The 23,006-nt window shown below is 63.1% G+C and carries 21 protein-coding genes; 14 read left to right on the top strand and 7 right to left on the bottom strand.

Features of this window, described 5'->3' with window-relative positions; all coding sequences use genetic code 11:
- Positions 1-62: 62 nt before the first annotated feature.
- The gene (locus tag AAG799_RS01355) at positions 63-1,595 is read left to right on the top strand and encodes a long-chain fatty acid--CoA ligase (protein ID WP_341893989.1); all 1,533 of its coding nucleotides are present in this window, start codon (positions 63-65) and stop codon (positions 1,593-1,595) included.
- Position 1,596: 1 nt separating this feature from the next.
- A complete protein-coding gene (locus AAG799_RS01350) occupies positions 1,597-3,153 on the top strand; it encodes an acyl-CoA synthetase (RefSeq protein WP_341893988.1) in 1,557 nt (518 codons plus the stop codon).
- Here the strand turns inward: AAG799_RS01350 and AAG799_RS01345 are convergent.
- Positions 3,150-4,187, bottom strand: coding sequence for an NAD(P)/FAD-dependent oxidoreductase (locus AAG799_RS01345; protein ID WP_341893987.1), 1,038 nt, complete (start codon positions 4,185-4,187; stop codon positions 3,150-3,152). The two genes, AAG799_RS01350 and AAG799_RS01345, sit on opposite strands and share 4 nt — an antisense overlap.
- 334 nt (positions 4,188-4,521) lie before the next feature.
- On the opposite strand from AAG799_RS01345, the gene AAG799_RS01340 reads away from it, so the two are divergent.
- Positions 4,522-5,004 (top strand): PAS domain-containing protein, encoded by a 483-nt coding sequence (locus AAG799_RS01340; protein WP_341893986.1) that lies wholly within the window; start codon positions 4,522-4,524, stop codon positions 5,002-5,004.
- 4 nt (positions 5,005-5,008) lie between these two features.
- Here the strand turns inward: AAG799_RS01340 and AAG799_RS01335 are convergent, their stop codons facing one another.
- Positions 5,009-5,917 (bottom strand): EamA family transporter, encoded by a 909-nt coding sequence (locus AAG799_RS01335; protein WP_341893985.1) that lies wholly within the window; start codon positions 5,915-5,917, stop codon positions 5,009-5,011.
- A gap of 229 nt (positions 5,918-6,146) precedes the next feature.
- Between AAG799_RS01335 and AAG799_RS01330 the strand changes: the two genes are divergently transcribed.
- The 3 genes from AAG799_RS01330 to AAG799_RS01320 all read left to right on the top strand — a co-directional run bounded on the left by AAG799_RS01330 (position 6,147) and on the right by AAG799_RS01320 (position 9,620).
- Positions 6,147-7,031, top strand: coding sequence for a bile acid:sodium symporter family protein (locus tag AAG799_RS01330; RefSeq protein ID WP_341893983.1), 885 nt, complete (start codon positions 6,147-6,149; stop codon positions 7,029-7,031).
- Positions 7,032-7,275: 244 nt separating this feature from the next.
- Positions 7,276-9,117, top strand: coding sequence for a methyl-accepting chemotaxis protein (locus tag AAG799_RS01325; protein WP_341893982.1), 1,842 nt, complete (start codon positions 7,276-7,278; stop codon positions 9,115-9,117).
- Positions 9,117-9,620: a chemotaxis protein CheW gene (locus tag AAG799_RS01320; RefSeq protein WP_341893981.1), complete on the top strand. Its 504-nt coding sequence runs from the start codon at positions 9,117-9,119 to the stop codon at positions 9,618-9,620. The genes AAG799_RS01325 and AAG799_RS01320 overlap by 1 nt, the downstream gene beginning before the upstream one ends.
- Positions 9,621-9,675: 55 nt before the next feature.
- On the opposite strand, the gene AAG799_RS01315 is transcribed toward AAG799_RS01320, so the two are convergent.
- The 3 genes from AAG799_RS01315 to AAG799_RS01305 all read right to left on the bottom strand — a co-directional run bounded on the left by AAG799_RS01315 (position 9,676) and on the right by AAG799_RS01305 (position 12,572).
- The gene (locus tag AAG799_RS01315) at positions 9,676-11,223 is read right to left on the bottom strand and encodes a YifB family Mg chelatase-like AAA ATPase (protein ID WP_341893980.1); all 1,548 of its coding nucleotides are present in this window, start codon (positions 11,221-11,223) and stop codon (positions 9,676-9,678) included.
- A 9-nt stretch (positions 11,224-11,232) separates the two neighbouring features.
- Positions 11,233-11,658 carry a hypothetical protein gene (locus AAG799_RS01310; RefSeq protein WP_341893979.1) on the bottom strand — a complete coding sequence of 142 codons (426 nt, stop codon included), beginning with the start codon at positions 11,656-11,658 and terminating at the stop codon, positions 11,233-11,235.
- 170 nt (positions 11,659-11,828) lie between these two features.
- On the bottom strand, positions 11,829-12,572 hold the full coding sequence (locus tag AAG799_RS01305) for a hypothetical protein (RefSeq protein WP_341893978.1): 744 nt from the start codon (positions 12,570-12,572) through the stop codon (positions 11,829-11,831).
- A 412-nt stretch (positions 12,573-12,984) separates the two neighbouring features.
- Between AAG799_RS01305 and AAG799_RS01300 the strand changes: the two genes are divergently transcribed.
- The 3 genes from AAG799_RS01300 (at position 12,985) to AAG799_RS01290 (ending at position 15,412) form a co-directional block, all read left to right on the top strand.
- Entirely contained in the window at positions 12,985-13,572 is a 588-nt protein-coding gene (locus tag AAG799_RS01300) for a TMEM165/GDT1 family protein (RefSeq protein WP_341893977.1), read from the top strand.
- A 145-nt stretch (positions 13,573-13,717) separates the two neighbouring features.
- Complete coding sequence (locus AAG799_RS01295; protein WP_341893976.1) at positions 13,718-14,695, top strand: tripartite tricarboxylate transporter substrate binding protein; 978 nt, start codon at positions 13,718-13,720, stop codon at positions 14,693-14,695.
- Positions 14,696-14,872: 177 nt separating this feature from the next.
- Complete coding sequence (locus AAG799_RS01290) at positions 14,873-15,412, top strand: hypothetical protein (RefSeq protein WP_341893975.1); 540 nt, start codon at positions 14,873-14,875, stop codon at positions 15,410-15,412.
- 10 nt (positions 15,413-15,422) lie between these two features.
- Here the strand turns inward: AAG799_RS01290 and AAG799_RS01285 are convergent, their stop codons facing one another.
- The gene (locus tag AAG799_RS01285; protein ID WP_341893974.1) at positions 15,423-17,381 is read right to left on the bottom strand and encodes an LTA synthase family protein; all 1,959 of its coding nucleotides are present in this window, start codon (positions 17,379-17,381) and stop codon (positions 15,423-15,425) included.
- 213 nt (positions 17,382-17,594) lie between these two features.
- Between AAG799_RS01285 and AAG799_RS01280 the strand changes: the two genes are divergently transcribed.
- The 4 genes from AAG799_RS01280 to blaOXA all read left to right on the top strand — a co-directional run bounded on the left by AAG799_RS01280 (position 17,595) and on the right by blaOXA (position 21,608).
- A complete protein-coding gene (locus tag AAG799_RS01280) occupies positions 17,595-18,767 on the top strand; it encodes a phosphoserine transaminase (protein ID WP_341893973.1) in 1,173 nt (390 codons plus the stop codon).
- A gap of 86 nt (positions 18,768-18,853) precedes the next feature.
- Positions 18,854-20,428 carry a phosphoglycerate dehydrogenase gene (gene serA / locus AAG799_RS01275; RefSeq protein WP_341893972.1) on the top strand — a complete coding sequence of 525 codons (1,575 nt, stop codon included), beginning with the start codon at positions 18,854-18,856 and terminating at the stop codon, positions 20,426-20,428.
- A gap of 90 nt (positions 20,429-20,518) precedes the next feature.
- Positions 20,519-20,788 (top strand): hypothetical protein, encoded by a 270-nt coding sequence (locus AAG799_RS01270; protein ID WP_341893971.1) that lies wholly within the window; start codon positions 20,519-20,521, stop codon positions 20,786-20,788.
- A 16-nt stretch (positions 20,789-20,804) separates the two neighbouring features.
- Positions 20,805-21,608, top strand: coding sequence for a class D beta-lactamase (blaOXA, locus tag AAG799_RS01265; protein ID WP_341893970.1), 804 nt, complete (start codon positions 20,805-20,807; stop codon positions 21,606-21,608).
- Between the two features lie 9 nt (positions 21,609-21,617).
- Here blaOXA and AAG799_RS01260 read toward each other — a convergent pair whose 3' ends face one another.
- Complete coding sequence (locus AAG799_RS01260; RefSeq protein WP_341893969.1) at positions 21,618-22,328, bottom strand: YggS family pyridoxal phosphate-dependent enzyme; 711 nt, start codon at positions 22,326-22,328, stop codon at positions 21,618-21,620.
- A gap of 26 nt (positions 22,329-22,354) precedes the next feature.
- Here AAG799_RS01260 and AAG799_RS01255 point away from each other — a divergent pair, with 26 nt between their 5' ends.
- The gene (locus AAG799_RS01255; RefSeq protein WP_341893968.1) at positions 22,355-22,984 is read left to right on the top strand and encodes a thiamine phosphate synthase; all 630 of its coding nucleotides are present in this window, start codon (positions 22,355-22,357) and stop codon (positions 22,982-22,984) included.
- Positions 22,985-23,006 lie beyond the last annotated feature (22 nt).

Below are 23,006 nucleotides of genomic sequence, written 5' to 3'. Positions count from 1 at the left end.
GGGCCTGTTGGCCCAGATCGGGTTTGCGTAACATGGTCCGGAGGAAACAGTCCGGGGCGACCATGAATCTGGCGCATCTGCTGCATCGTGCAGCGAAAATCTGGGGTGAGCGGCCGGCCTTGTCGGTCGGCCGTGCCGTGCGGCTCAGCTATGCCGAGATGGGTCAGCGGGTGCCGCGGCTGGCTGCCGGCCTGATTGCTGCCGGCAAGCTGCAGCGTGGCGACCGCGTGGCGCTGCTGCTCAAGAACTGCCCCGAATACTGGGAACTGATGTTCGCGCTCTGGCATGCCGGCATTGCCGCCGTCCCGGTAAATGCCAAGCTGCATGCGCGCGAGGTTGCCTGGATTATCGAGAATGCCGAGGCCAAGCTGGCAATCGTTTCCGCTGCCTTGGCCGATGATCTGACGCCGCTGGCCAAAGATATCCCGAGCCTGCAGCGCCTGATCGTCATGGAAGCGCCGGCCTATGCCGCACTGTATGACGCGCCCGCCCTGCCGATGGCTGAGGTGGCGCCCGACGATCTGGCCTGGCTGTTCTATACCTCGGGTACCACCGGCCGGCCCAAGGGCGCCATGCTGACCCATCGCAATCTGTGGGCTGCGGTGATGAACTACTTCGCCGATGTTGATCATATCGATCCGCAGGATTGCATCATCCACTGCGCCCCGATCAGCCATGGCTCCGGCCTGTATGGTCTGCCGCATGTGGCGCGTGGCGCCAATCAGGTGATCCCGGAATCCGGCGGCTTCGATCCGGCCGAGACGCTGGATCTGATTGCGCACTGGCCGGGCTGCAGCTTCTTCTTTGCACCCACCATGGTGCATCGCCTGATCCATGCGCCGCAGATCGCCGGTGCCGATACCACCAATCTGAAAACAATCGTCTATGGCGGCGGGCCGATGTATGTCGCCGACCTGCAGGCGGCCATGCGGGTGCTGGGGCCGAAACTGGCGCAGATCTATGGCCAGGGCGAGGCGCCGATGACCATCACCGGCATGGACAAGCGCATGCATGTCGATGATGGCCATCCGCGCTATCTCGCCCGGCTCGGCTCGGCCGGTGCGGTGCGCACCGATGTCGAGGTGCGCGTGGTCGATGCTGAAGATAACCCGCTGCCCAATGGCGAAGTGGGCGAGGTGATCTGTCGCGGCCCGGTGGTGATGGCCGGTTACTGGCGCAACCCGGACGCCACGGCGCAGGCATTGCGCGGCGGCTGGCTGCATACCGGCGATGTCGGCAGCCTGGATGATGATGGCTTCCTGACGCTCAAGGACCGCTCGAAGGACATGATCATTTCCGGCGGCAGCAACATCTATCCGCGCGAGGTGGAGGAAGTGCTGCTGCGCCATCCCGATGTCGATGAAGTGTCGGTGGTGGGCAAGCCGCATGCCGACTGGGGCGAGGAGGTGGTTGCCTTTGTGGTGGCAAAGAACAGTGCGGCACCGACAGTAGAGGCGCTGGATGCGCTCTGCCTGGATCATATCGCCCGCTTCAAGCGGCCCAAACAGTACCGTTTCGTGACGGCGCTGCCGAAGAACAATTATGGCAAGGTACTGAAGACTGAGTTGCGCGCCGCATTGCAGAAGGAAGCCTGATTTGTCGAATTTGGTCTACATCACCGAACATGCCCGGAAGGCGCCCGACAAGCCGGCAATTGTCATCGCGGAAACAGGAGAGATCACCACCTTCGGCCAGCTGGAAGCGGCCTCCAACCGTGCTGCTCACCTGTTCCGCAAGCTCGGGCTCGGCCATCGCAGCCATATGGCGCTGGTGATCGAGAACCGACCGGAATTCTTCGAAGTCTGCTTCGGCGCCGACCGGGCAGGGCTGTATTACACACCGATCAGCACCCGCTTGAGTGCGCCTGAGATCGCTTATGTCGTCAGCGATTCTGGCGCCCGCGTGCTGGTGATTACTGCCGATTTCCAGGATATGGCGGCGGAGTTGCGGGCCCAGTGCAAGGGCGTCGAGCGCTTCTTCATGATCGGCGGCACGGCAGACGGCTATGACAGCTGGGAAGCTGCCGTGGCGGCCATGCCGGCGACGCCGATTGCCGACGAGATGCAGGGCCGCGACATGCTGTATTCATCGGGCACCACCGGCAAGCCCAAGGGCATCAAGCGGCCGATCAATGGCGACCCCGTTGGCGCGCGCAGCTACTTCGTCGACAACGGCTACAGCCTTTATGGCTATGGACCGGACATGGTCTATCTGTCGCCGGCGCCGCTCTACCATGCTGCGCCCTTGCGGTACTGCATGCTGGTATCGAAGGTCGGCGGCACGCTGGTGATCATGCAGGGTTTCGATGCCGAAGAGTCCCTGCGCCTGATCGAAAAATACAAGGTCACGCACAGCAACTGGGTGCCGACCATGTTCGTGCGCATGCTGAAACTGCCGCCGGAGGTGCGCAGCCGTTATGACCTCAGTTCGCACCGCGTCGCCATCCACGGTGCCGGGCCGGTCTCGGCCGCCACCAAGCAGCAGATGATCGACTGGTGGGGGCCGGTGCTGTTCGAGTATTACGCTGCCTCCGAAGGCAATGGCATGACTTTCATCACCAGCCAGGAATGGGTGGGGCATAAGGGGTCGGTCGGCCGCGCCATCATTGGCGACCTGCATATCGTCGATGACGAAAGCGGTGCGGAACTGGGCGTGGGCGAGTCCGGCCTGGTTTATTTCGCCAACGGGCAACCCTTCACCTATCACAACGATGACGGCAAGACGCAGCAGGCCTTCAACGACAAGGGCTGGAGCACACTGGGCGATGTCGGTTATCTCGATGCGGAAGGCTATCTCTACCTGACCGACCGCAAGGCTTTCATGATCATTTCCGGCGGCGTGAACATCTATCCGCAGGAAGCCGAAAATGTGCTGATCGAGCATCCCAAGGTCGCCGATGTGGCGGTGATCGGCGTGCCCAATGAAGATTTCGGCGAAGAGGTGAAAGCCGTCGTGCAGCCGGTCAGCATGGCGGATGCTGGGCCGGCACTGGCCGAGGAACTGCTGGCTTTTTGTCGCCAGCATCTGGCCAGCATCAAATGCCCGCGCTCGATCGATTTCGAGGAAGCCCTGCCGCGCCACGCCACCGGCAAGCTCTACAAGCGCCTGATCAAGGATCGCTACTGGGGCAACCGCACCAGTCGTATCGTCTAGGCTTTGGGATTGCCGGGCGTGCCCTTCGAGGTCGAATACTCGAAATGCAGCGGCTGGCCGCCATGCAGCAGCGGGTAGATGGCATGGGCGGCCGATGCGGCCTCGGCGAAGCCGGTCAGTATCAGTTTCAGTTTGCCGCGATAGGTGGCGACATCGCCAATGGCAAAGATGCCGGGCACCGAAGTCTGGCAGGTGGCCGGATCGACGGGCAGATGATGGCGCTCCAGTGCAATGCCCCATTGCGCGATGGGGCCGAGATCGCTCTTCAGGCCGAAGAAAGCGAGCAGGGCATCGGCGGGCAGCCGCTTGCTGTCGCCGACCAGCGATTTCACCGTCACCCCGGTCAGCACGCCGTTGCCGCCATCCAGTGAATCCAGCTGGTAGGGCACCACGATATCGAGGCCATGGCCGTTGAGGGCGCGCAGCTTGGCGACGCTGTCGGGCGCGGCGCGGAACTGGTCGCGCCGATGCACAAACCAGATCTGGCTGGCGATACCATGCAGGGCCAGCGCCCAGTCCACCGCGCTGTCGCCGCCGCCGGCAATCACGATCTTGCGGGCGCGGAAATCCTCAGCGCGCCGCACCAGGTAATGTACGCCGCTGCCGCCGGGCTGGCCTTCAAAGGCCGTGATATTCTCCAGTGGCGGACGATTGGGACCGAAGGCGCCGGCGCCGGCGGCGATGATGACCGCGCCGGCCTCGATCACGCGGCCTTTCGATGTCGTCAGCCGGAAGCCGCGGCCATTGCCGTGCGGCTGTTCGATTTTTTCCACGCACTGGCCCAGATGATAGACCGGCTTGAATGGTGCGCTCTGCTGCTCCAGCTGTTCCACCAGGCCGGCGCCGCTGATACGCGGAAAGCCGGGAATGTCGTAGATCGGCTTTTCAGGATACAGCGCGCTGCACTGGCCACCGATGGCATCCAGGGCATCGATCACATGACAGGTCAGGCCCACCATGCCGCATTCGAAAATGGCAAACAGGCCGACCGGACCGGCGCCGATGATGGCGACATCTGTTTTCTGCGTGGTCATTGCTGCGGACGTATCCGTGCCGTTGACAGGCCCAAGGCCCAGGCGGCCTGAAGGGGTAAGGCAGGTTATTTAACGGCTTCCGGGCGGCAGGGCTACCCTGCGGCGGGCCGGAAAACGGGCGATTCGGCGCCGGGCTCCGGCTTTGATGCCGCAGAAGCCCCAGACGGGCTCAAAGCCGAGGTTCGCTGGCTGAGCGGACGGTTATCAAATTTTTCGCGCTCAGGCTGTGATCGAACCGAAAAACCACTGGGTATAGTCGTTCATCCTTCGCTCTGCTGTCCGGAACAGATGCCAGGCATCTGATTCAGCGAGCAGCCGAGGTGCTCCGATGATCATGCAGTTCAAACGCCGGATTTTCACCTATCATGACGACATGACCGATGTCGCCATCACCCACCCCAAACTGCGTGCGCTATACGATCTGTGGAATGCCAAGCGGGGCAGCCGACAGGCACCGCCGCGCAGCGATTTCACGCTGGAAGAACTGCGGCCGTGGTTCGGCCATCTGATGCTGCTCGATTGTCTCGATAACGATGAATACCGCTATCGCCTCTACGGTACGGCACTGGTCGGAATTTTCGGTTTCGACCTGACGGGCAAGACGGTCAGCGATGCGGCGGGCCGGATCGGCGACAAGCCGCTGGATGAGTATCGCCAGGTGGTGCGTGTCGGCGCACCGGTCTATGCCTCGCGCATCAGCCCCTCGGCCCGTGAATACCTGCAGGTCGACAAGCTGGCGCTGCCGCTGATGGAAGGCGGTGTCGTGACCAAGATTCTCGGCGCGCTTTACCTGTCGGATACCGCCGAAGCCGCGTGAACGGTCACGCTTTGCTGCGTGCCGGCAGCGACATGGCTGCCACGCCAACGATCACGAAGATCAGGCCGATCCAGGCCGAGCCGGCCAGGCTCTCGCCCAGGAACACGACGCCGATGCCGACACCGATCGGGATGCGCAGATAGGCCTGCGATGTGGTGCCGACCGAACCCAGGGTCCGCACCAGGCGGAAGTAGATCACAAAGGCCAGCGCGGTGGAGAAGACGGACAGGCCGATCAGTGCCAGCATTGACGCCTGCGATGGCTGCAGCGTCCAGGGCTGATCGACGATCAGGCTGAGCGGCACCATCATCACGGCACCGCAGAGCAGCGATCCGGTTGCCGGCACCATCGAATCGAGATGCTTGAAATTGTGGCCGTAGATGGCCGCGGCACCGTAGGACAGCGAGGCCAGCAGCATGGCCAGCTGGCCCCACAAATCATTACCCAGATCGGTGAATACGCCGACGCCGATAATCAGGCAGACGCCGCCAAGCCCCATGATGGTGCCAAACAGCTTGCGGGCCGAGACCGCTTCATGCCGCGTGATCGCCCAGGTGATCAGGAAAGCGAAGATCGGTGTGGTGGCATTCAGGATCGTCGCCAGGCCGGCCTCGATACGGGTCTCGGCCCAGGCGATCAGGGTGAAGGGCAGCACCGAATTGATGCAGGCCTGGATCGCCAGATGCCGCCAGGTGGCGGCATCGCGCGGCAGGCTGATCCCGCGCAGGCGCAGGATCAGCAACAGCAGGCTGCCGGCGATCACCGTGCGGGCCGCGATCAGCGTCACCGGCGGAATGGTCTGCACACCCAGCTTGATGAAGGTATAGGAGGCACCCCACAGCGTCGCCAGCGTGGCCAGCAGCAGGAGTTCGATTATCAGCGGGCGGGGCTGGACGGCGGCGGCGACGGTCATCGGGATACTGATCCTGGATATCTGGGCTTCGACTGCAGCATGGCATGCCGGTCTGGCGGGGGCATCGGGTGATGCTACGGTGCCGGCCGAAGCATTGCGACCCTGCGATTGCACCCAGACAATGCGCCAGGTCAGGCGTGGAAACCGCATCCTGCATCGCGTATCGTGATGCGGACGGTGCGCGACACTGTCCGCACAATGCCGCTGTAGACGGCAGGGAGGGAGCGCCATGGACGGCGATATCGTTACCGGCATTCTGCTGCCGGCTATCCTCGCATTCATCATGTTCACGCTGGGCCTGGGCCTGACGCTGGCGGACTTTGTCCGCATCGTGCGGCAGCCGCGTGCCCTGCTGGTGGGCGTTCTCTGCCACTTCGTGCTGTTGCCGGTGATCTGCTTCCTGCTGATCAAGGCCTTCGGCCTGAGCGGGACTTTCGCCATCGGCTTCATGATCCTGGCGGCCTGCCCGACCGGCACCACTTCCAACCTGCTCACCTATATCGCGCGCGGCGATGTGGCGCTGGCGGTCAGCTTCACGGCGGTGGCCAGCGTGGCAACGATTTTCACCCTGCCACCGATTGTGATCTGGTCGATGCAGCACTTTGCCGGTGCGGCCCAGGGCAGTGCTCCGGCCGTGACGGTTCCTGTCGGCCTGATGATGGGCCAGATTTTCCTGATGCTCGGCGTGCCGGTCGGGCTCGGCATGCTGGTGCGGCACCGCTGGTCGGCCGCTGCGCAGCGCTGGGAGCCGCGGGCGACGCGGTTGGCGGCCATCCTGTTCATCCTGATCGTGCTGGGGGCGGTGGCCAAGAACTGGGCCTTGCTGCGCGACAACCTCGGCAGCCTCGCGGGCTTTGCCATCTCGCTCAATCTGGTCATGCTGGCCTGTGGTTTCGCGGTCGCCTGGCTGGCAAAGCTGTCGCGGCGGCAGTCGGTCACGCTGGGCATCGAGACCGCGATCCAGAACGCGACGCTCGCCATCGTGATCGCCAGCACTGTGCTGCAGGACGATGCGCTGGCGATACCCGGCGGCCTTTACGGCGTGCTGATGTATGCCGGCGGGCTGGTCTTCGCCTTCGGCATGCGGCGCTTCACCAAGGCCCACAACGCCTAGTCAGCGCACAAACCCGGCCTCTCTAATTCAGCGCGCCCGCCGCGCGGCGGCGGCACGCGCTATAGTAGGCATTCGACCGGCCGCTACGAGGGAATGGCAGTGATTCGATAGTAACGTTAATTCCTGGTAATCCGGCCATAATTACAGGTTTGTAATTCGAAAATACCGGCATTTTTAGGCTTGATGCTGCCACCTGGCCGGGAGGGATCCGGCATCAAAAACCTAAAGGTGGAAAATGTTCGGAATGTCCAAAGGGCCTAGCTCAAGCGATCTGAGGGCCCAGTTCGATGCCATCAACAAGGCGCAGGCGGTGATCGAGTTCGATCTGACCGGGAAAATCCTGCATGCCAACGAGAATTTTCTGAATGCGCTCGGCTATACCCTCGATGAGGTGAAGGGCCAGCATCACAGCATGTTCGTCGATCCGGCCTATCGTGCCAGTGCCGACTATCGCGATTTCTGGGCCAAGCTGGGGCGCGGCGAATATGAGGCCGCGCAGTACAAGCGTATCGGCAAGGGTGGCAAGGAAGTCTGGATCCAGGCCAGCTACAACCCGATCTTCAACAGCAGCGGCAAGCCCTATAAAGTGGTGAAATTCGCCACCGATATCACCGAGCAGAAAATGCTGATGGCCAACTACGAAGGCCAGCTCAGCGCCATCAGCAAGGCGCAGGCAGTGATCGAGTTCGATCTGACCGGGAAAATCCTGCATGCCAACGAAAATTTCCTCAACACCCTCGGCTATACGCTGGATGAGGTGAAGGGGCGGCATCACAGCCTGTTCGTCGAGCCGGCGTTGCGCGAGAGCCCCGAATACCGTGACTTCTGGGCCAAGCTCGGTCGTGGCGAGTATGATGCCGCGCAATACAAGCGCATTGGCAAGGGCGGCAAGGAAGTCTGGATTCAGGCCAGCTATAATCCGATCATGGACGCCAATGGCCGGCCGTATAAAGTGGTGAAATATGCCACCGACATCACGGCGCAGACCCGTCTGGCACAGATGACTCAGCTTGCGGTGCAGCAGGTTCAGGACGTGGTCGACGCGACCAAGGCCAACGATCTGACCCAGAGGATCGACCTCGACGGCAAGACTGGCGAAATTCGCTCGCTCTGCGCGGGTGTCAACGATCTGGTCGATGCCATGACCACGATCATCAGCAGCATCCGTGAAGCATCCAACACCATCGCCGCTGCTTCAAACGAAATCTCTACGGGCAGCCAGGATCTGGCCAGCCGGACTGAATCTCAGGCCGCAAGCATCGAAGAGACCGCCGCATCGATGCATGAAGTGACGATGACCGTGAAGCAGAATGCCGACAATGCCCAGGCCGCCAATCAGCTCGCCACTGTGGCGCGCGACACGGCGGAAAAGGGCGGTTCTGTGGTGCAGGACGCGGTTGTTGCAGTGACGCGGATCGAGGAAAGCGCGCAGAAGATCAGCGATATCATCGGTCTGATCGACGAGATCGCCTTCCAGACCAACCTGCTGGCGCTCAATGCTTCGGTGGAAGCTGCCCGCGCCGGCGAAGCCGGCAAGGGCTTTGCTGTCGTCGCCCAGGAAGTCCGCGCGCTGGCACAGCGTTCCGCCAATGCATCCAAGGACATCAAGGCGCTGATTCAGGCCTCCAATACGCAGGTCAAGACCGGCGCCGCCCTGGTCAATCAGGCTGGGGGCTCGCTGACCGAGATTGTCGGCGCGATTAAGAAGGTGTCTGACATCGTGGCTGAAATTGCGGCGGCCAGCCGTGAGCAGTCGACTGGCCTGGAGCAGATCAACACGGCGGTCGGCAGTATGGACGAGATGACCCAGCGCAATGGCGCTCTGGTTGAAGAGACCTCCGCCTCGGCGCAGTCGCTTTCCAGCCAGGCGCAGGAACTGGCTGAGCTTGTGCAGCGCTACAAGATCGACGGCCAGAGTGCTGAAGCAGGTTCCGTGCAGCGCAGTACTTCTGCCACAGTTACCCGGTTGCCGCAAAAATCGGTCGACAAGCGTCCGGCCCAGAAGATGGCCAAAGTGATTAAAGTGGCAGCCACCAATGGCAATGCTGCGGTCAAGCCGCAGGACAGCACGTGGGAGCAATTCTGATGGGCGCGGTTGTCGCTTCTGACGGTGGCATGCTTAGTCATGCCGAGCGGGAGTATCTCACTTTCGCGGCTGCCGGCCAAGAATATGGCATCGATATTCTGGCCGTCCGCGAAATCCGCGGCTGGACAGTGGAAAATCCGCTGCCGAATTGCCCGCCTGCGGTTCGGGGTGTCATCAATCTGCGGGGCCAGGTGGTGCCGATCTATGATCTGCGCATCCGGCTTGGAGCCGAGCGCAGTTCGCCGACCGCCACGCATGTTGTGATTGTGGTTGAGGCCGCGGCTGGTTTCTACGGTCTGCTGGTCGATGCCGTCTCGGATATTCTCTCCGCGACAGCAGGCGAGCTGCAGCCGGTGCCGCAGACGGGGATGGAGGATGAGAACGCATTTCTGACTGCGCTTCTTGCACGCGAGTCCCGAATGGTCTCGTTCCTCGATCTGGATATCCTGGTTGGCTCCCGCGTTCCGGATCACATTCGTGAAATGGAAAAGATCGCCGCGTAACGCGGCCGTCCTGAGTGAAGCCTGTAAAGGGCGCCGGCAACGGCGCCCTTTTTTCTTACCTCACAAACCCCAGCCTGCGATAGCTCAGTGCCTCCGCCACGTGGCTGCGCCGCACGCTGTCGCTGCCATCCAGGTCGGCCAGCGTGCGCGCCACGCGCAGCACGCGGTGATAGCCGCGCGCCGTCAGGTGCATGGCCTTGGCGGCTTCGGTCAGCAGGCTGCGGCCGGCATCGTCAGGTGCTGCGATCAGCTCCAGCAGCTGGCCATCGGCCTGGGCATTGGTACGGATCACACTGCGGCCGTCTTTCGACAATCCGCCGCTGCCGGTGCGTGAATAGCGGTCGCGCTGGATGGCGCGCGCCTGCGCCACGCGGGCCGCAACGGTGGCGCTGTTTTCGCCGGGCGGCGGCGCACTGAGATCATCGGGGCTGACGGCCGGCACTTCCAGCGTGAGATCGATGCGGTCGAGCAGCGGACCGGAGAGGCGCGCCTGGTAATCGCCGGCGCATTTCGGCGCCCGGCTGCAGGCATGGGCCGGATCGCCGAGATGGCCGCAGCGGCAGGGATTCATCGCCGCCACCAGCTGCACGCGGGCCGGATAGCTGACATGCGCATTGGCGCGCGCCACCACGGCCTCACCGCTTTCCAGCGGCTGGCGCAGGGAGTCGAGCGATTGGCGGCTGAATTCCGGCAGTTCGTCGAGGAACAGCACGCCGAGATGGGCAAGGCTGACTTCGCCCGGCCTGGCGCGATGGCCACCGCCGACCAGGGCTGCCATCGAGGCGGAATGATGCGGGGCACGAAAGGGGCGACGTCGCGTCAGCTTGCCCTCGGCCAGTTGCCCGGCCAGCGAGGCGATCATGCTGACCTCGAGAATCTCGGCGGAATCGAGTGGTGGCAGGATGCCGGGCAGGCGCTGGGCCAGCATCGATTTGCCTGCGCCCGGCGGGCCGATCAGCAGCAGGTTATGGGCGCCTGCCGCGGCGATCTCCAGCGCGCGCTTGGCGCTTTCCTGCCCCTTGATGTCGCGCAGGTCGGGCAGGGCCTGATGGTCTTCCGCCGCGATGCCGGCCTGTGGTGTCGGCAGCACCTGGCTGCCCTTGAAATGGTTGATCAGGGCCAGCAGCGATGGCGCGGCCAGCACGCGCGCCGCATCGCCGGCCCAGGCTGCCTCGCCGCCCTGGGCCTGCGGGCAGATCAGGCCGCGGTCATTGGCATGGGCGGAGAGCGCTGCGGGCAGAATGCCGGTCACCGGGCCAATGGCGCCATCGAGGCCAAGCTCGCCCAGCGCGACAAAACCATCCAGCGCATCGGGTGGCAGCACGCCCATGGCGGCCAGCAGGGCCAGGGCGATGGGCAGGTCGTAATGGCTGCCTTCCTTGGGCAGGTCGGCTGGCGCGAGATTGACCGTGATGCGCCGGGGCGGCAGGGCCAGGCCGATGGCGCCCAGCGCACCACGCACGCGCTCGCGGCTTTCCGCCACCGCCTTGTCGGCCAGGCCGACCACGGCAAAAGCCGGCAGGCCATTGGCGAGCTGCACCTGTGCCTCGACCGGCATCACCTCGATGCCCTGGAATGCGACGGTACGGCAGCGTGCGACCATCCGCTGCGCCTAATCGCTTTGTGATGTCTGTTTGGCCAGCAATCCATCCATCCGTTCGAACAGGCGGCGGGAAAAACCTTCCTCGCCTCCTGTCAGCTGGAATGGAGTGCGCTTGTCGTAAACGACACGAACCATCGTCGGCGGGGTGGGGGATTTCTCCACGGTTATGCGGCCCACTTCGCCCCAGCTCATGCCGTGCGGGGGGCGTGCCAGGAGAATGACATGCGACTCTGCAGTATCCTGTTCACCTTCAGGATAGAGCTTCAGCAGTTTTAGTGCGCCATAAGCGGCATCTTTCACTGTGGCAAAGGGAGCTTCGAAACTGCGTGCCGTTCCAGCATCGGCGGGTTTCTGGGCCACGGATTTTGCATTCGCGCAGGCTGTCAGTGCGGCAGCCAGCAGGATCACTGTTCCCAGACGCTTAAAAAATCGCATTCTCTTTGTCCCCGGCTTAAGGCTGTGGCGTTTATCCTTTGTTCACACAAACTCAATCACCTGTGATTGAGTTTTTCAAGTCATTCTCCCGCAAAATGAAAGAATTCCTTCTCCCTGGCCCTGCCGGAGCGCGGAGTTTTCCAAATATTCAAGGAAGATATGGCGAGACACTATCGGCTGTAGCGCTGCACCAGGCTTTCAGCGGCGGCCTTGTAGGCCTTGGTCTTCAGCAGGGCGACCTGCTCCTGGTCGGAGACGGCGCGGCGCCGTTCGGCACTGCTGGCCGCATCGACGAAGGGCTCTGGCGTGAAGGTGTCCCACTGGCCGCTGGCGACATCGATCACCGCCACCATCAGGCGGATGCGCATCAGCTGCGACTGGTCGGGGATTGAACCACCGATGATCGGCAGCCATGACAGCACCTTGCCACCCGATCCTTCGGTGGCGGATTCCAGCACGCCCCAATAGACCACGATGGTCTGATAGCCGCCCTTCGCCGCTGCGAGACGGAAGACCTGCGCATATTTTGCCGCTTCGGGATTGCTGCGGGTTTCCATCGGAACACCGGAGAAGGCCGCGACGGTATAGTACCGCTCCAGTGCCGCCACCATGTCGTGATCGGGGAAGGCTGCGCCGGATTGCACCAGCATGACGGCAGAGCCCTTGCGCGCGGCAATCTGCTGCTTCGCTGACAGGGCCTTGCGGATATCGTCATCTGAAATCGGCTTGTCCGCCTCGATGCCCAGGATGTCATAGGCGGTCAGCTCGCCGCGATAGAAGGGGTTGCTCTGGCTGCGTTGACCGGCTTCGGCACGATAGCCGGAATCCGAGATCGAGCGGGTTGAGCAGGCGGCCAGCGCCACCAGTATCAGGGCGAACAGGGCGCTGCGCTGCAGGGCCCGCGGGCTGATCATGGTCTGTATCCTTCTCCAGGTTTCCCATGTCCGTCTCTTGGCGGACGGATGGCACTGTATCGCCGGAGTTATGGCGGAATTGCGGCTAATCCGGTCCCTGTCGAACCGACGGTGCCGGCCCCAGAGTTGAATATTCCGGCCTGCGGCATTGTATGCCTTGGCAGTCTGACCGATCCGCGTTACACAGATTTTGCACCCTTTGGGGAGTAGCCGTCCGCCGTCTTGCAGAAGATGAGTGGGGAGAGCGTCAACAGACTAGGCGAGCGGAGACCAGCCCTCTCGCCTTGGCGCTTTTGGACCGAAGCCACTTCGGTATGGCGAGACCTTAGGCTTGTACCGTTGCATCCCGGACCGGGCGGCGACGGGACAGCCTATGGCCAGTATCGCCGCCCGGTCCGTTTCGAGCTGCCCCGTGTTTCCAGATATTGTCCCGGATTTCGCTGGCCCCTTCCTTGCGACAACCGGCGTGGTCGCCATCGCCGAGATCGGCGACAAGACTCAGTTGCTGTCGCTGCTGCTCGCCGCGCGCTTTAAGAAACCCTGGCCGATCCTCGCCGGAATCCTGGTGGCCACGATTGCCAACCATCTTGCTGCAGCGGCGCTCGGGGTGTGGATCGAGGGTCTGCTGGAACCGCGCGTGCTGCGCTGGGTACTGATCGCATCCTTCATCGCCATGGCCGTCTGGACCCTGATCCCGGACAAGCTGGATGACGACGCCGCGCCGAAGGCCGGGCGCTGGGGCGCCTTCCTCACCACGCTGGTGTTGTTTTTCCTGGCCGAGATCGGCGACAAGACCCAGCTGGCCACCACCGCACTGGCGGCACGGTTCGATGCCGTGCTGATGGTCACGCTCGGCAGCACCCTGGGCCTGATGCTGGCGAATGTGCCGGTGGTTTTCCTCGGCGAAGCCCTGATGCGGCGGTTGCCGCTGGCCCCGGTCCGCTACATTGCCGCCGCGGCCTTTACCCTGCTTGCGCTGGTGCTGCTGCTGGCGGGATGAAAACTTCATCATCGGTGTGCAGTGCAAAACGGTTGCGGGTCCAACGAAATTGTTGGTCCGACGGCGGCTTTGCCGTAAGAGTCTTGATCCTGAGGAAACGTGCGACAGCCGGATTGAACCGGCTCGCTTGGAAGGGAGAGACATTATGCGGCGGATTCTGATCTTGACGACGGCGGTGTTGGCCGCAGCGACCTTCGGCGCACATGGCGTGCAGGCGCAGGCCTGGCCCGACAAGCCTGTCACCTTCGTCGTCCCCTTCCCGGCCGGCGGCGGCACCGATGCCTTCGCCCGCCCGCTGGCGGCGCATCTGGGCAACCAGATCGGCAAGCAGGTGGTGATCGACAATCGCGGTGGCGCCGGCGGCACTGTGGGTGCGGGCGTGGCGGCGCGTGCGGCGCCGGATGGCTACACCTTCTTCATCGGCGGTGCGCATCATGCCATCGCGCCTTCGGTCTATCCGAAGCTGGATTACGATATCGAGAAGGATTTCGTGCCGGTCGCGCTGCTGGCGCAGCCGCCGCAGGTGGTGGTGATCAATACCAGCCGCACCTCGGCCACCACGCTGAAGCAGCTGATCGACGAGGCCAAGGCCAAGCCGGGCAAGCTGAGCTACGGCTCGGCCGGCAACGGCACCTCGCATCATCTGGCGGGCGAGCTGTTCAAGATCCTGACCAAGACCGACATCACCCATGTACCCTATCGCGGCGCCGGTCCGGCCATGCAGGATCTCGTCGGCGGCCAGGGCATCGAGATGATCTTCGACGGCCTGGGCTCCTCGGCGGCGCAGATCAAGGCTGGCCGCATCAAGGCGCTGGCGGTGGCATCCGCCAAGCGTTCGGCTGCCTTCCCCGATGTACCGACAGCGAAGGAAGCCGGCCTCGATGGCTACGAGGTTTCGACCTGGTATGCCATGTGGGCGCCGAAGGGCACGCCGGCTGCGGTGGTGGAACGCATGGCCAAGGAAGTCACCACGGCGATGAACACACCGGAGGTGAAGGAGATCTGGAAGAACAACGGCTCCGAGGTGCCCAACATGACGGGTGCCGCCTTCGGCACTTTCCTCGGCGCCGAGATCAAGCGCTGGGCCGAAGTGGCCAAGGCGTCGGGCGCGCGAATCGACTGACCGCAAATACACGCTGGAATCTTGCCGATTCTGACGTCACGGTCGCCCGATAGTCTCGGGCGACCGTTTTTGTATGAACTGTCACGAACATGCCGGTGGCTGCGAGGCCGGCGATCCGGCTAGTATGCGGGCACGTGCTGACCGCCACAGGGTCGCGGGCAAGAGAAGACGCAGACGATGACCAAGATTGCCGGCAAGAGCTACCGGAAGCCCGAGATCGAGACCTTGCTCGATGCGCTGAAACGCCAGACCAGGCGTGCGCGCAAGATGGCCGAAGATGCCATCCAGCGGATCAGCAAGGCCACCTACGAACCCTATTACGAATATCGCGATGCCCTTACCGAGATCGAGGGCGTGCTGGTGCTGATCGAAGACCGCATGGAGAATGCGGAGAAGGATGCTGCGGCCCAGCTGCGTGAGTATCACAGCCAGCTGATTGTCGACCTGCTGCGCATGAAGATCGATGTGGTGCTAAGGGTTTTCCCGGCGCTCGAAGGCGCCGAGGTGCTGCCGGTCGGTACCCAGAAAGTCTTTCTGGCCACCATCTGGGAACTGCACGAAACCGTTGCCCGCGTCGATCGCGAGCATCTCGAGGGCGTGCTGGATGAGGATGCGCGCAAGCGCCTTGTGGTGGCTGAAACCATCCTGCGCGAGGTCTCCGATCGCGCGCCGCGCCTGATGGAGCTGGCGGCAGACGTCAACGCGCGACAGGCCTGATCCGCGCGGTTTACTGACCTGCGGACAATTCGTGATATTGCCGCGCATAGAACATGCGATGCGCGGTCTGGGTTTGCGCCACTGCCTGTTTCAGGATCAGGGGGGGCACGTTTTCCGGCTCGGCGGGTTCAAGCTGGAACGGTCCGGCCTGCATGCCGTAAGGGCGCAGGCCGCCCTTTGGAGTCAGCACCACGGCATTCTTTCCATCGCCTACGGCAACATCGAAATTATGCGCCATGGCAATGCGGCCGCCGCCCGGCGGCACCCGGCGCAGGTCGATGCCGAAGAACGGGCTGTCATAGCTTAGGCCCAGAATGCCCATCAGGGTCGGCCCCACATCCATGCTCGAACCGAGTACCGGATTGCGCTCGGCTTTGAGGTGTTTCGGCGCCAGGATGATCATCGGTACGCGAAAGGCCTGCACCGGAATCTGCGCGGCGCCCCAGACTTTCGGGCCATGATCGCCCAGCATGACGAAAACGGTATCCTCGAACCACGGCTTCTTGCGGGCGGCATCGATGAACTGGCCGAGCGCCCAGTCGGCATAGGCGGCCGCATGATCACGGGCGTTGGGCGCCGGCTTGAAAGACACGCGACCTTCCGGAAACATGAAGGGGCGGTGGTTGGTCACGGTCAGGGCGGCGAAGAAGAACGGGCCTGGCTCCGCCGCCATCTGGTCGATGCGGGTCAGAGCCTCCTTGAACATGTACTCGTCGGCAACGCCCCAGATCGTCTTGAAGCTCTGGTCGGCGATATCGGCCTGGCCCATCACCTTGTCGAAACCGATGGTTTTCCAGAAATAGCCCATATTGTCGAAGCTGGTCGGGCCGCCATACAGGAAAGCCGTGCGGTAGCCGAATTTTTCCAGCAGGAAGGGCAGGGAATTCATGCCTTCCGAACCGGCGCGACGCGCCGTCGATATGCCGGGGATTGGCGGAAAGGACGTGAACACGGCTTCCAGCGCCCGCACGGTACGGTCGCCGGTGGCATAGATGTTGGTGAACAGCAGGCCGTCCTCGGCGATGCGATGCCAGTTCGGTGACATGGTCTTCCAGTAGTCGCGCTGCTTTTCCTGGAAGACATCCTCGAAATAGACCGAACCGAAGGACTCCTCCAGAATCAGCACCACATTCAGTTTCTTGGCCGGCAGCGGCCCGTTGTCGACATGGCGGCGGATGCTGCGTTCGCCCGGTGCTGCAAGATTGATGGTGTTGTCCTGTTTCACCATGTCCTGCAATAGCGGGATTGCTTCTTCTTCGCTGATGCCGGCGTAGATGCCGTCATATTTGCTGTCGTTGGTGAAGTAGGCATTCAGCATGCTGTGCATGCCATTGATCGCCAGTTCATTGACGGTGCGGGATGCCGCCGGTTCATGCGGACCGGATATCACGAAGGGCACGGCCAGCACGGCTGTGATTGCCGCCAGGGCGGATGTACGCCGACGTTCCCTGGGCGCAAAAGGCGCGTTCAGGGCGTGGTTCAGCCGCCGGAACAGGAAGGCATAGACGATCAGCACGACCATGCCGATCGGCGGCAGGTAATATCGCAGGTCGAATGATTCGCGGATATTGCCGATCACTTCCTTGGGGAAGATCAGGTAGTAGACGGCAATGCCGTTGAACCGGCTGTTGTATTCTTCCCAGAAGAACAGTTCGGCCACCGCACTGAAGACGGCGACGCCCAGCAGCGCGATCAGCAGCAGGTGGGCAAAGACCTTTCCAAGCCGCCATTTCAGGGGGCGCGACAGGAAATAGAGCCCGGCGATAAAGGGCAGGCCCAGCACAATGGCGGTGGCGATATCGTCCAGCAGCCCGACCAGCCAGACGGCCACGAAAGCCCAGGCGGAATCGGGCGTGTCCATGGCCACCCATATGGTCAGCACCAGCCGGACCAGCGCCGCAAGGCCCACGAACACAGCGAGACAGAGCAGCCAGAAACGCAGACGCGGCGACGACAAAACAGACAGCATGATCCGATTACCGATATGGGCGAATGTTTAGACCATGGCTGCCTTACAGCCAGCTTGCACGCCCGGATTAGTTAATCTGTATAAAAATACCATAAACGGCATTTCGCTCAGCGCACAACCAAGGAAGCCATTGCGCCGTCGGGCGAGCCCGGTTAAAAGGGCCGCGGGACACGCCCCCCCAACGGGGCGCTTACTATCTGGAAGGATAGACCGATGACCAAGCCTGCCCTGCGCCCCAATTCCGCGCATTTTTCCTCCGGCCCCTGCGCCAAGCGCCCCGGCTGGACCCCCGATATCCTCAAGAACGCCCTGGTCGGCCGCTCGCATCGCTCGAAAGAGGGCAAGCAGCGCCTGGTGGACGTGATTGAAAACCATCGCAAGCTGCTCGGCATTCCGGCCGACTACAAGATCGGCATCGTGCCGGCCTCCGATACGGGTGCCGTCGAGATGGCCCTGTGGTCGATGCTGGGCGAGCGTGGCGTCGATGTGCTGGCCTGGGAAAGCTTCGGCGCCGGCTGGGGTTCGGATATCGCCAAGGAGCTCAAGCTCAAGGATGTCCGCACACTGAAGGCCGGCTACGGCGAGATTCCCGACCTGAAACAGGTCGACTGGACCCGCGATGTCGTCTTCACCTGGAATGGCACCACCTCGGGCGTGAAAGTGCCGAACGGCAACTGGATCGCCGATGACCGCCAGGGCCTCGCCATCTGCGATGCCACCTCGGCGGTGTTCGCCATGGACCTGCCGTGGTCCAAGCTGGATGTCACCACCTGGTCGTGGCAGAAGGCGACCGGCGGCGAAGCCGCCCATGGCATGATCGTGCTGAGCCCGCGCGCCGTGAAGCGCCTGGAGACCTATACCCCGGCTTGGCCGCTGCCGAAGATTTTCCGCATGGCCAAGGACGGCAAGCTGATCGACGGCATCTTCAAGGGTGAAACGATCAACACACCTTCCATGCTCTGCGTCGAAGACATTCTCGATGCCCTGAAATGGGGCGAGAGCGTCGGCGGCCTGAAGGGCATGATCGGCCGCTCGGAAGCCAATCTGAAGGCGATCACCGACTGGGCGGCCAAGACCGCCTGGGTCGATTTCCTCGCCGGTGATGCCGCCGTGCGCTCCAACACCTCGATCTGCCTCAAGGTGGTCGATCCCTGGTTCACGGCGCTGGATGCCAAGAACCAGGAAGCCGCCGCCAAGCAGATTGCCTCGCTGCTGGACAAGGAAGGCGTGGCTATGGATATCGCGCATTACCGTGATGCCCCGCCGGGCCTGCGCATCTGGGGCGGCGCCACGGTGGAGACCAGCGATATCGCCGCGCTCTGCCCCTGGCTCGACTGGGCTTTCGCGGAAGTGAAGGCGACCTACAAGCCGGCCGTCGCCGCCTGAACCGATCCACGGGCGCAGTACCAAGAAGCCTTTCTGGGACTGCGCCCGTTTTTCTTTCCCCATTTTGAAAATCTGAGGACTATCCCATGGTCAAGGTTCTGATCTCCGACGAACTGAGCCCCGCCGCCGTCGACATCTTCAAGTCGCGCGGCGTCGAGGTCGACATCAAAACCGGCCTGAAGCCGGAAGAACTGCTCGCCATCATCGGTGAGTATGATGGCCTGGCTATCCGCTCGGCCACCAAGGTGACTGCCAAGGTGCTGGAAGCCGCCAAGAAGCTGAAGGTGGTCGGTCGCGCCGGCATCGGTGTCGACAATGTCGATATCCCGGCCGCCACTGCCCGCGGTGTCTGCGTGATGAACACGCCGTTTGGCAACTCGATCACCACCGCCGAACATGCCATTGCCATGATGATGGCGCTGGCCCGCGAAATCCCGCAGGCCGACCGTTCCACCCAGGCCGGCAAGTGGGAAAAGAACCGCTTCATGGGTGTCGAGCTGTATGGCAAGACGCTCGGCCTGATCGGCTGCGGCAACATCGGCTCCATCGTCGCCGACCGCGCGCAAGGGCTGAAGATGCGCGTCATCGGCTATGATCCGTTCCTGACGCCGGAACGCGCCACCTCGCTTGGCATCGAGAAGGTCGAGCTGGACGAACTGCTGGCGCGGGCCGATTTCATCAGCCTGCACACCCCGCTGACCGAGCAGACCAAGAACATCCTGGATGCCAAGGCGCTGGCCAAGGCCAAGAAGGGCATTCGCATTATCAACTGTGCCCGCGGCGGCCTGGTTGATGAGGTGGCACTGAAAGATGCGCTGGACAGCGGCCAGGTGGCCGGTGCCGCCTTCGACGTGTTCGTCACCGAACCGGCCAAGGAAAACGTGCTGTTCAACCATGAGCGTTTTGTCGCCACGCCGCATCTGGGCGCCTCCACCAACGAGGCGCAGGAGAATGTGGCGCTGCAGGTGGCCGAACAGATTGCCGATTATCTGCTGTCGGGTGCCGTCACCAACGCGCTGAACATGCCGTCAGTCTCGGCCGAGGATGCGCCGAAACTGCGCCCCTATATGAAACTGGCCGAGCAGCTTGGCAGCTTCGTCGGCCAGCTCGCCGAGGCGAACCTCACCAAGGTGATGATCGAATACGAAGGGCATGCCGCGACGCTGAATACGCGTCCGCTGACCGCCATCGTGCTGGAAGGCCTGCTGCGCCGCCAGCTCAGCAGCGTCAACATGGTCAACGCGCCGCTGGTGGCCAAGGAGCGCAATATCGAGGTCTCCGAGGTCAAGCATGACCGCGAGGGCGATTACCAGACCCTGATGCGCGTCACCATCCATGCCGACAAGGTGCGCCATCTCTCGGGTACGCTGTTCGCCAACAAGAACCCGCGCGTCGTCGAGATCAAGGGCATCGATATCGATGCCGAACTCGGTCCGAACATGCTTTACGTCACCAACGAGGACAAGCCGGGCTTCATCGGCCGGCTGGGCACCGTGCTGGGCGATGCCGGCATCAACATCGCCACGTTCCATCTCGGTCGCGCCGCACGCGGCCAGGAAGCGATCTGCCTGGTCGAGGTCGATGGTCCGATCCCGGCGGCGGTGGCTGACAAGGTGAAGGCGATCCCGGGCGTTCGCCAGGCGACGCCGCTGCAGTTCTAAGTCAAGCCTAAAGACAATCGTTTACTGCTTTACGTGGGCCGGGTTGGCCGTTTAACTAACCCGGCCCTCTTTTATTTCAGGAGTATGATCATGGCTCGCCTGGCCCGCTTTGCTTTTACGCTTGCCCTGCCGCTGGCATTGATCGCCTGTGGACCGCCTTCGACCGAAGAGGCGCTGAAGAAGGCTGAACCGGCCAAGACCAAGGCGGCGCTGGAGAAGGCGCTCGGCAAGCCGACCGAGCTGCAGAAGCTGGGCCCGCTGGAACAGTGGACCTACAAGACCAGCGATGGCTCGGTCACCTTTGTCATCACCGGCGACAGCGTCACGCTGGCTTCGGGTGGAACCACCAAGAAGAACTGACGCCGCGCGATTGCCGATGTTGAAGAGTCTGGCTGCTGTATGCGGCCTGCTGTTGCTGCCCATATGTGATGTGGCGGTTGCGGCCACCTGTACACTGGTGGTGAATGCCGCCGATGGGCGGCTGCTGCATGAAAGCGGTGATTGCGCATCGCGGAACAGCCCGGCCTCCACCTTCAAGCTGCCGCTGGCGGTGATGGGCTTCGATGCCGGCATCCTGAAAGATCCTCATAAGCCGGTATGGTCGTATCGTCAGGAGTATCGCGCTTCGCGGGAAGAGGCGCGCAAGGCGACCGATCCCTCTTACTGGCTGATGGAATCCATTGTCTGGTATTCGCAGCAGCTGACCCTGAAGCTCGGGATGCCGGCTTTCCGGCGTTATGTTGATGGCTTCGACTACGGCAACCGCGACCTCTCCGGCGATCCGGGCAGGAAGAACGGCTTGACCCAGGCCTGGCTCGGCCACTCCTCGCTGCAGATATCGCCGCGCGAGCAGGTTGTTTTCCTGCGCAGGCTGCTGGACCGCGCGCTGCCGGTATCGCGGACGGCGCAGGACAAGGCGATTGCCAGCCTGCCGGTTTTTACCGCGATGGATGGTTGGGCTGTGCGTGGCAAGACCGGCAGCGGTTACCAGAGAGGTCCCGGCGGCAATGTGGATCGCACGCAGCCTTTCGGCTGGTTTGTCGGCTGGGCGGAAAAGCCCGGACGCGATGCGGTGGTCTTTGCGCGCCTGAGAAAGCTGGATAGTGGTCCAGCAATGGGTGCCGGCCCACAGACTCGCGACAGTCTGCTGGCCGATCTGCCAAAGCTCGCCGGAAACTAACGCCGGGAATTAGCTGGCAGGCGGATAGCTGCGGCCACCGAAGATGGCGCTGCCCACGCGCACATGGGTGGCGCCCAGCATCACAGCGGTTTCGAAATCGCTGCTCATGCCCATGCTGAGCTGCTCCAGCCCGTTGCGCTTCGCGATCTTGTGCAAAAGGGCGAAATGCGGCGCCGGCTCTTCCTCGGCTGGCGGGATGCACATCAGGCCGACCACCGGCAAGTCCAGTGCGCGGCAGGCGGCGATGAAGGCGTCGGCCTCTTGCGGCGCGCAGCCGGCCTTCTGCGGTTCCGCACCGGTATTGACCTGGATGAAGCAGGGCAGGCGGCGACCGCTTTTGGCAAATTCCCTGGCCAGCTCCTGCGCCAGGCTTTCGCGGTCCAGCGTGTGGATCACGTCGAAATGGGCGACGGCCTGTTTCACCTTGTTGGTTTGCAGCGGGCCGATCAGATGCAGCACCAGATCGGGATGCGATTGCCGCAGATCTGGATATTTGGCCATGCCCTCCTGCACGCGGTTCTCGCCGAAATGGCGCTGTCCGGCGGCCAGCGCTTCGATCACGGCTTCGGCCGGAAAAGTCTTCGCCACGGCGATCAGGGTCACGGCGTCGGGCTTGCGCTGTGCCGTCTCGGCCGCTGCGGCGATCTGCTGCCGGATGGCGGCCAGACGGTCGGCAAGGGTGGCGGCAGGGTCAGATGCTTCCGATGGGGACTGGGTCATGGCACGCTGCACGGATGAAACACCGGGTGAAATCACAGGTAACGTCGCTGGGCCGCACGCTAGCAACCCCCGCCTCGCGGCGAAAGCCTGAGGCCTGGCCGGTGCGCTGGCTGGTGACCGATGCCAGGCGTCTGCCTGACCCGCTGCCGGCGATCCGGCGGCTGCAGTCGGGTGACGGCGTGCTGTTCCGCCATTACGAGCTTGCACCGGTCCGGCGCCTGGCACTGGCCCGGCAGATTGCCGCACTGTGCCGCCGTCAGGGTCTGGTGCTGCTGGTCGCCGGTGATGTGCGGCTTGCCCGTGCCGTGCATGCCGATGGCCTGCATCTGCCGCAGGGGCTGATCGGCCGGGCGGCAGCAGCGAGGCGTACCGGCCTGGGGCAGGTTACCGCGGCAGCCCATGATGCCGGTGCAGTGCGGCGGGCGGCGCGGGCTGGTGTGGATGCGGTTTTGATTTCGCCGGTGTTTTCTACCGCCAGCCATCCCGGTGCGGCCGGTCTGGGGGCTCTGCGCTTCGCCGCCCTGTCAATGCTGGCGCGGCACCTGGGGCTGATGGTCTACGCGCTGGGGGGTATTACGGCCGCCAGCGCCAGACGGCTGCGACATATCCCCAAAAAAGGAACCGCCGCCATCCAGGGGATGGCGGCGGTCCGGTAGGCGAACCGATCTGACGATCGAT

This window comes from Ferrovibrio terrae (genome assembly GCF_943371255.1).
GTDB lineage: Bacteria > Pseudomonadota > Alphaproteobacteria > Ferrovibrionales > Ferrovibrionaceae > Ferrovibrio > Ferrovibrio terrae_B.
Note: the sequence above shows the minus strand (reverse complement) of the source record. Positions and strands in the feature narration are given on the sequence as shown.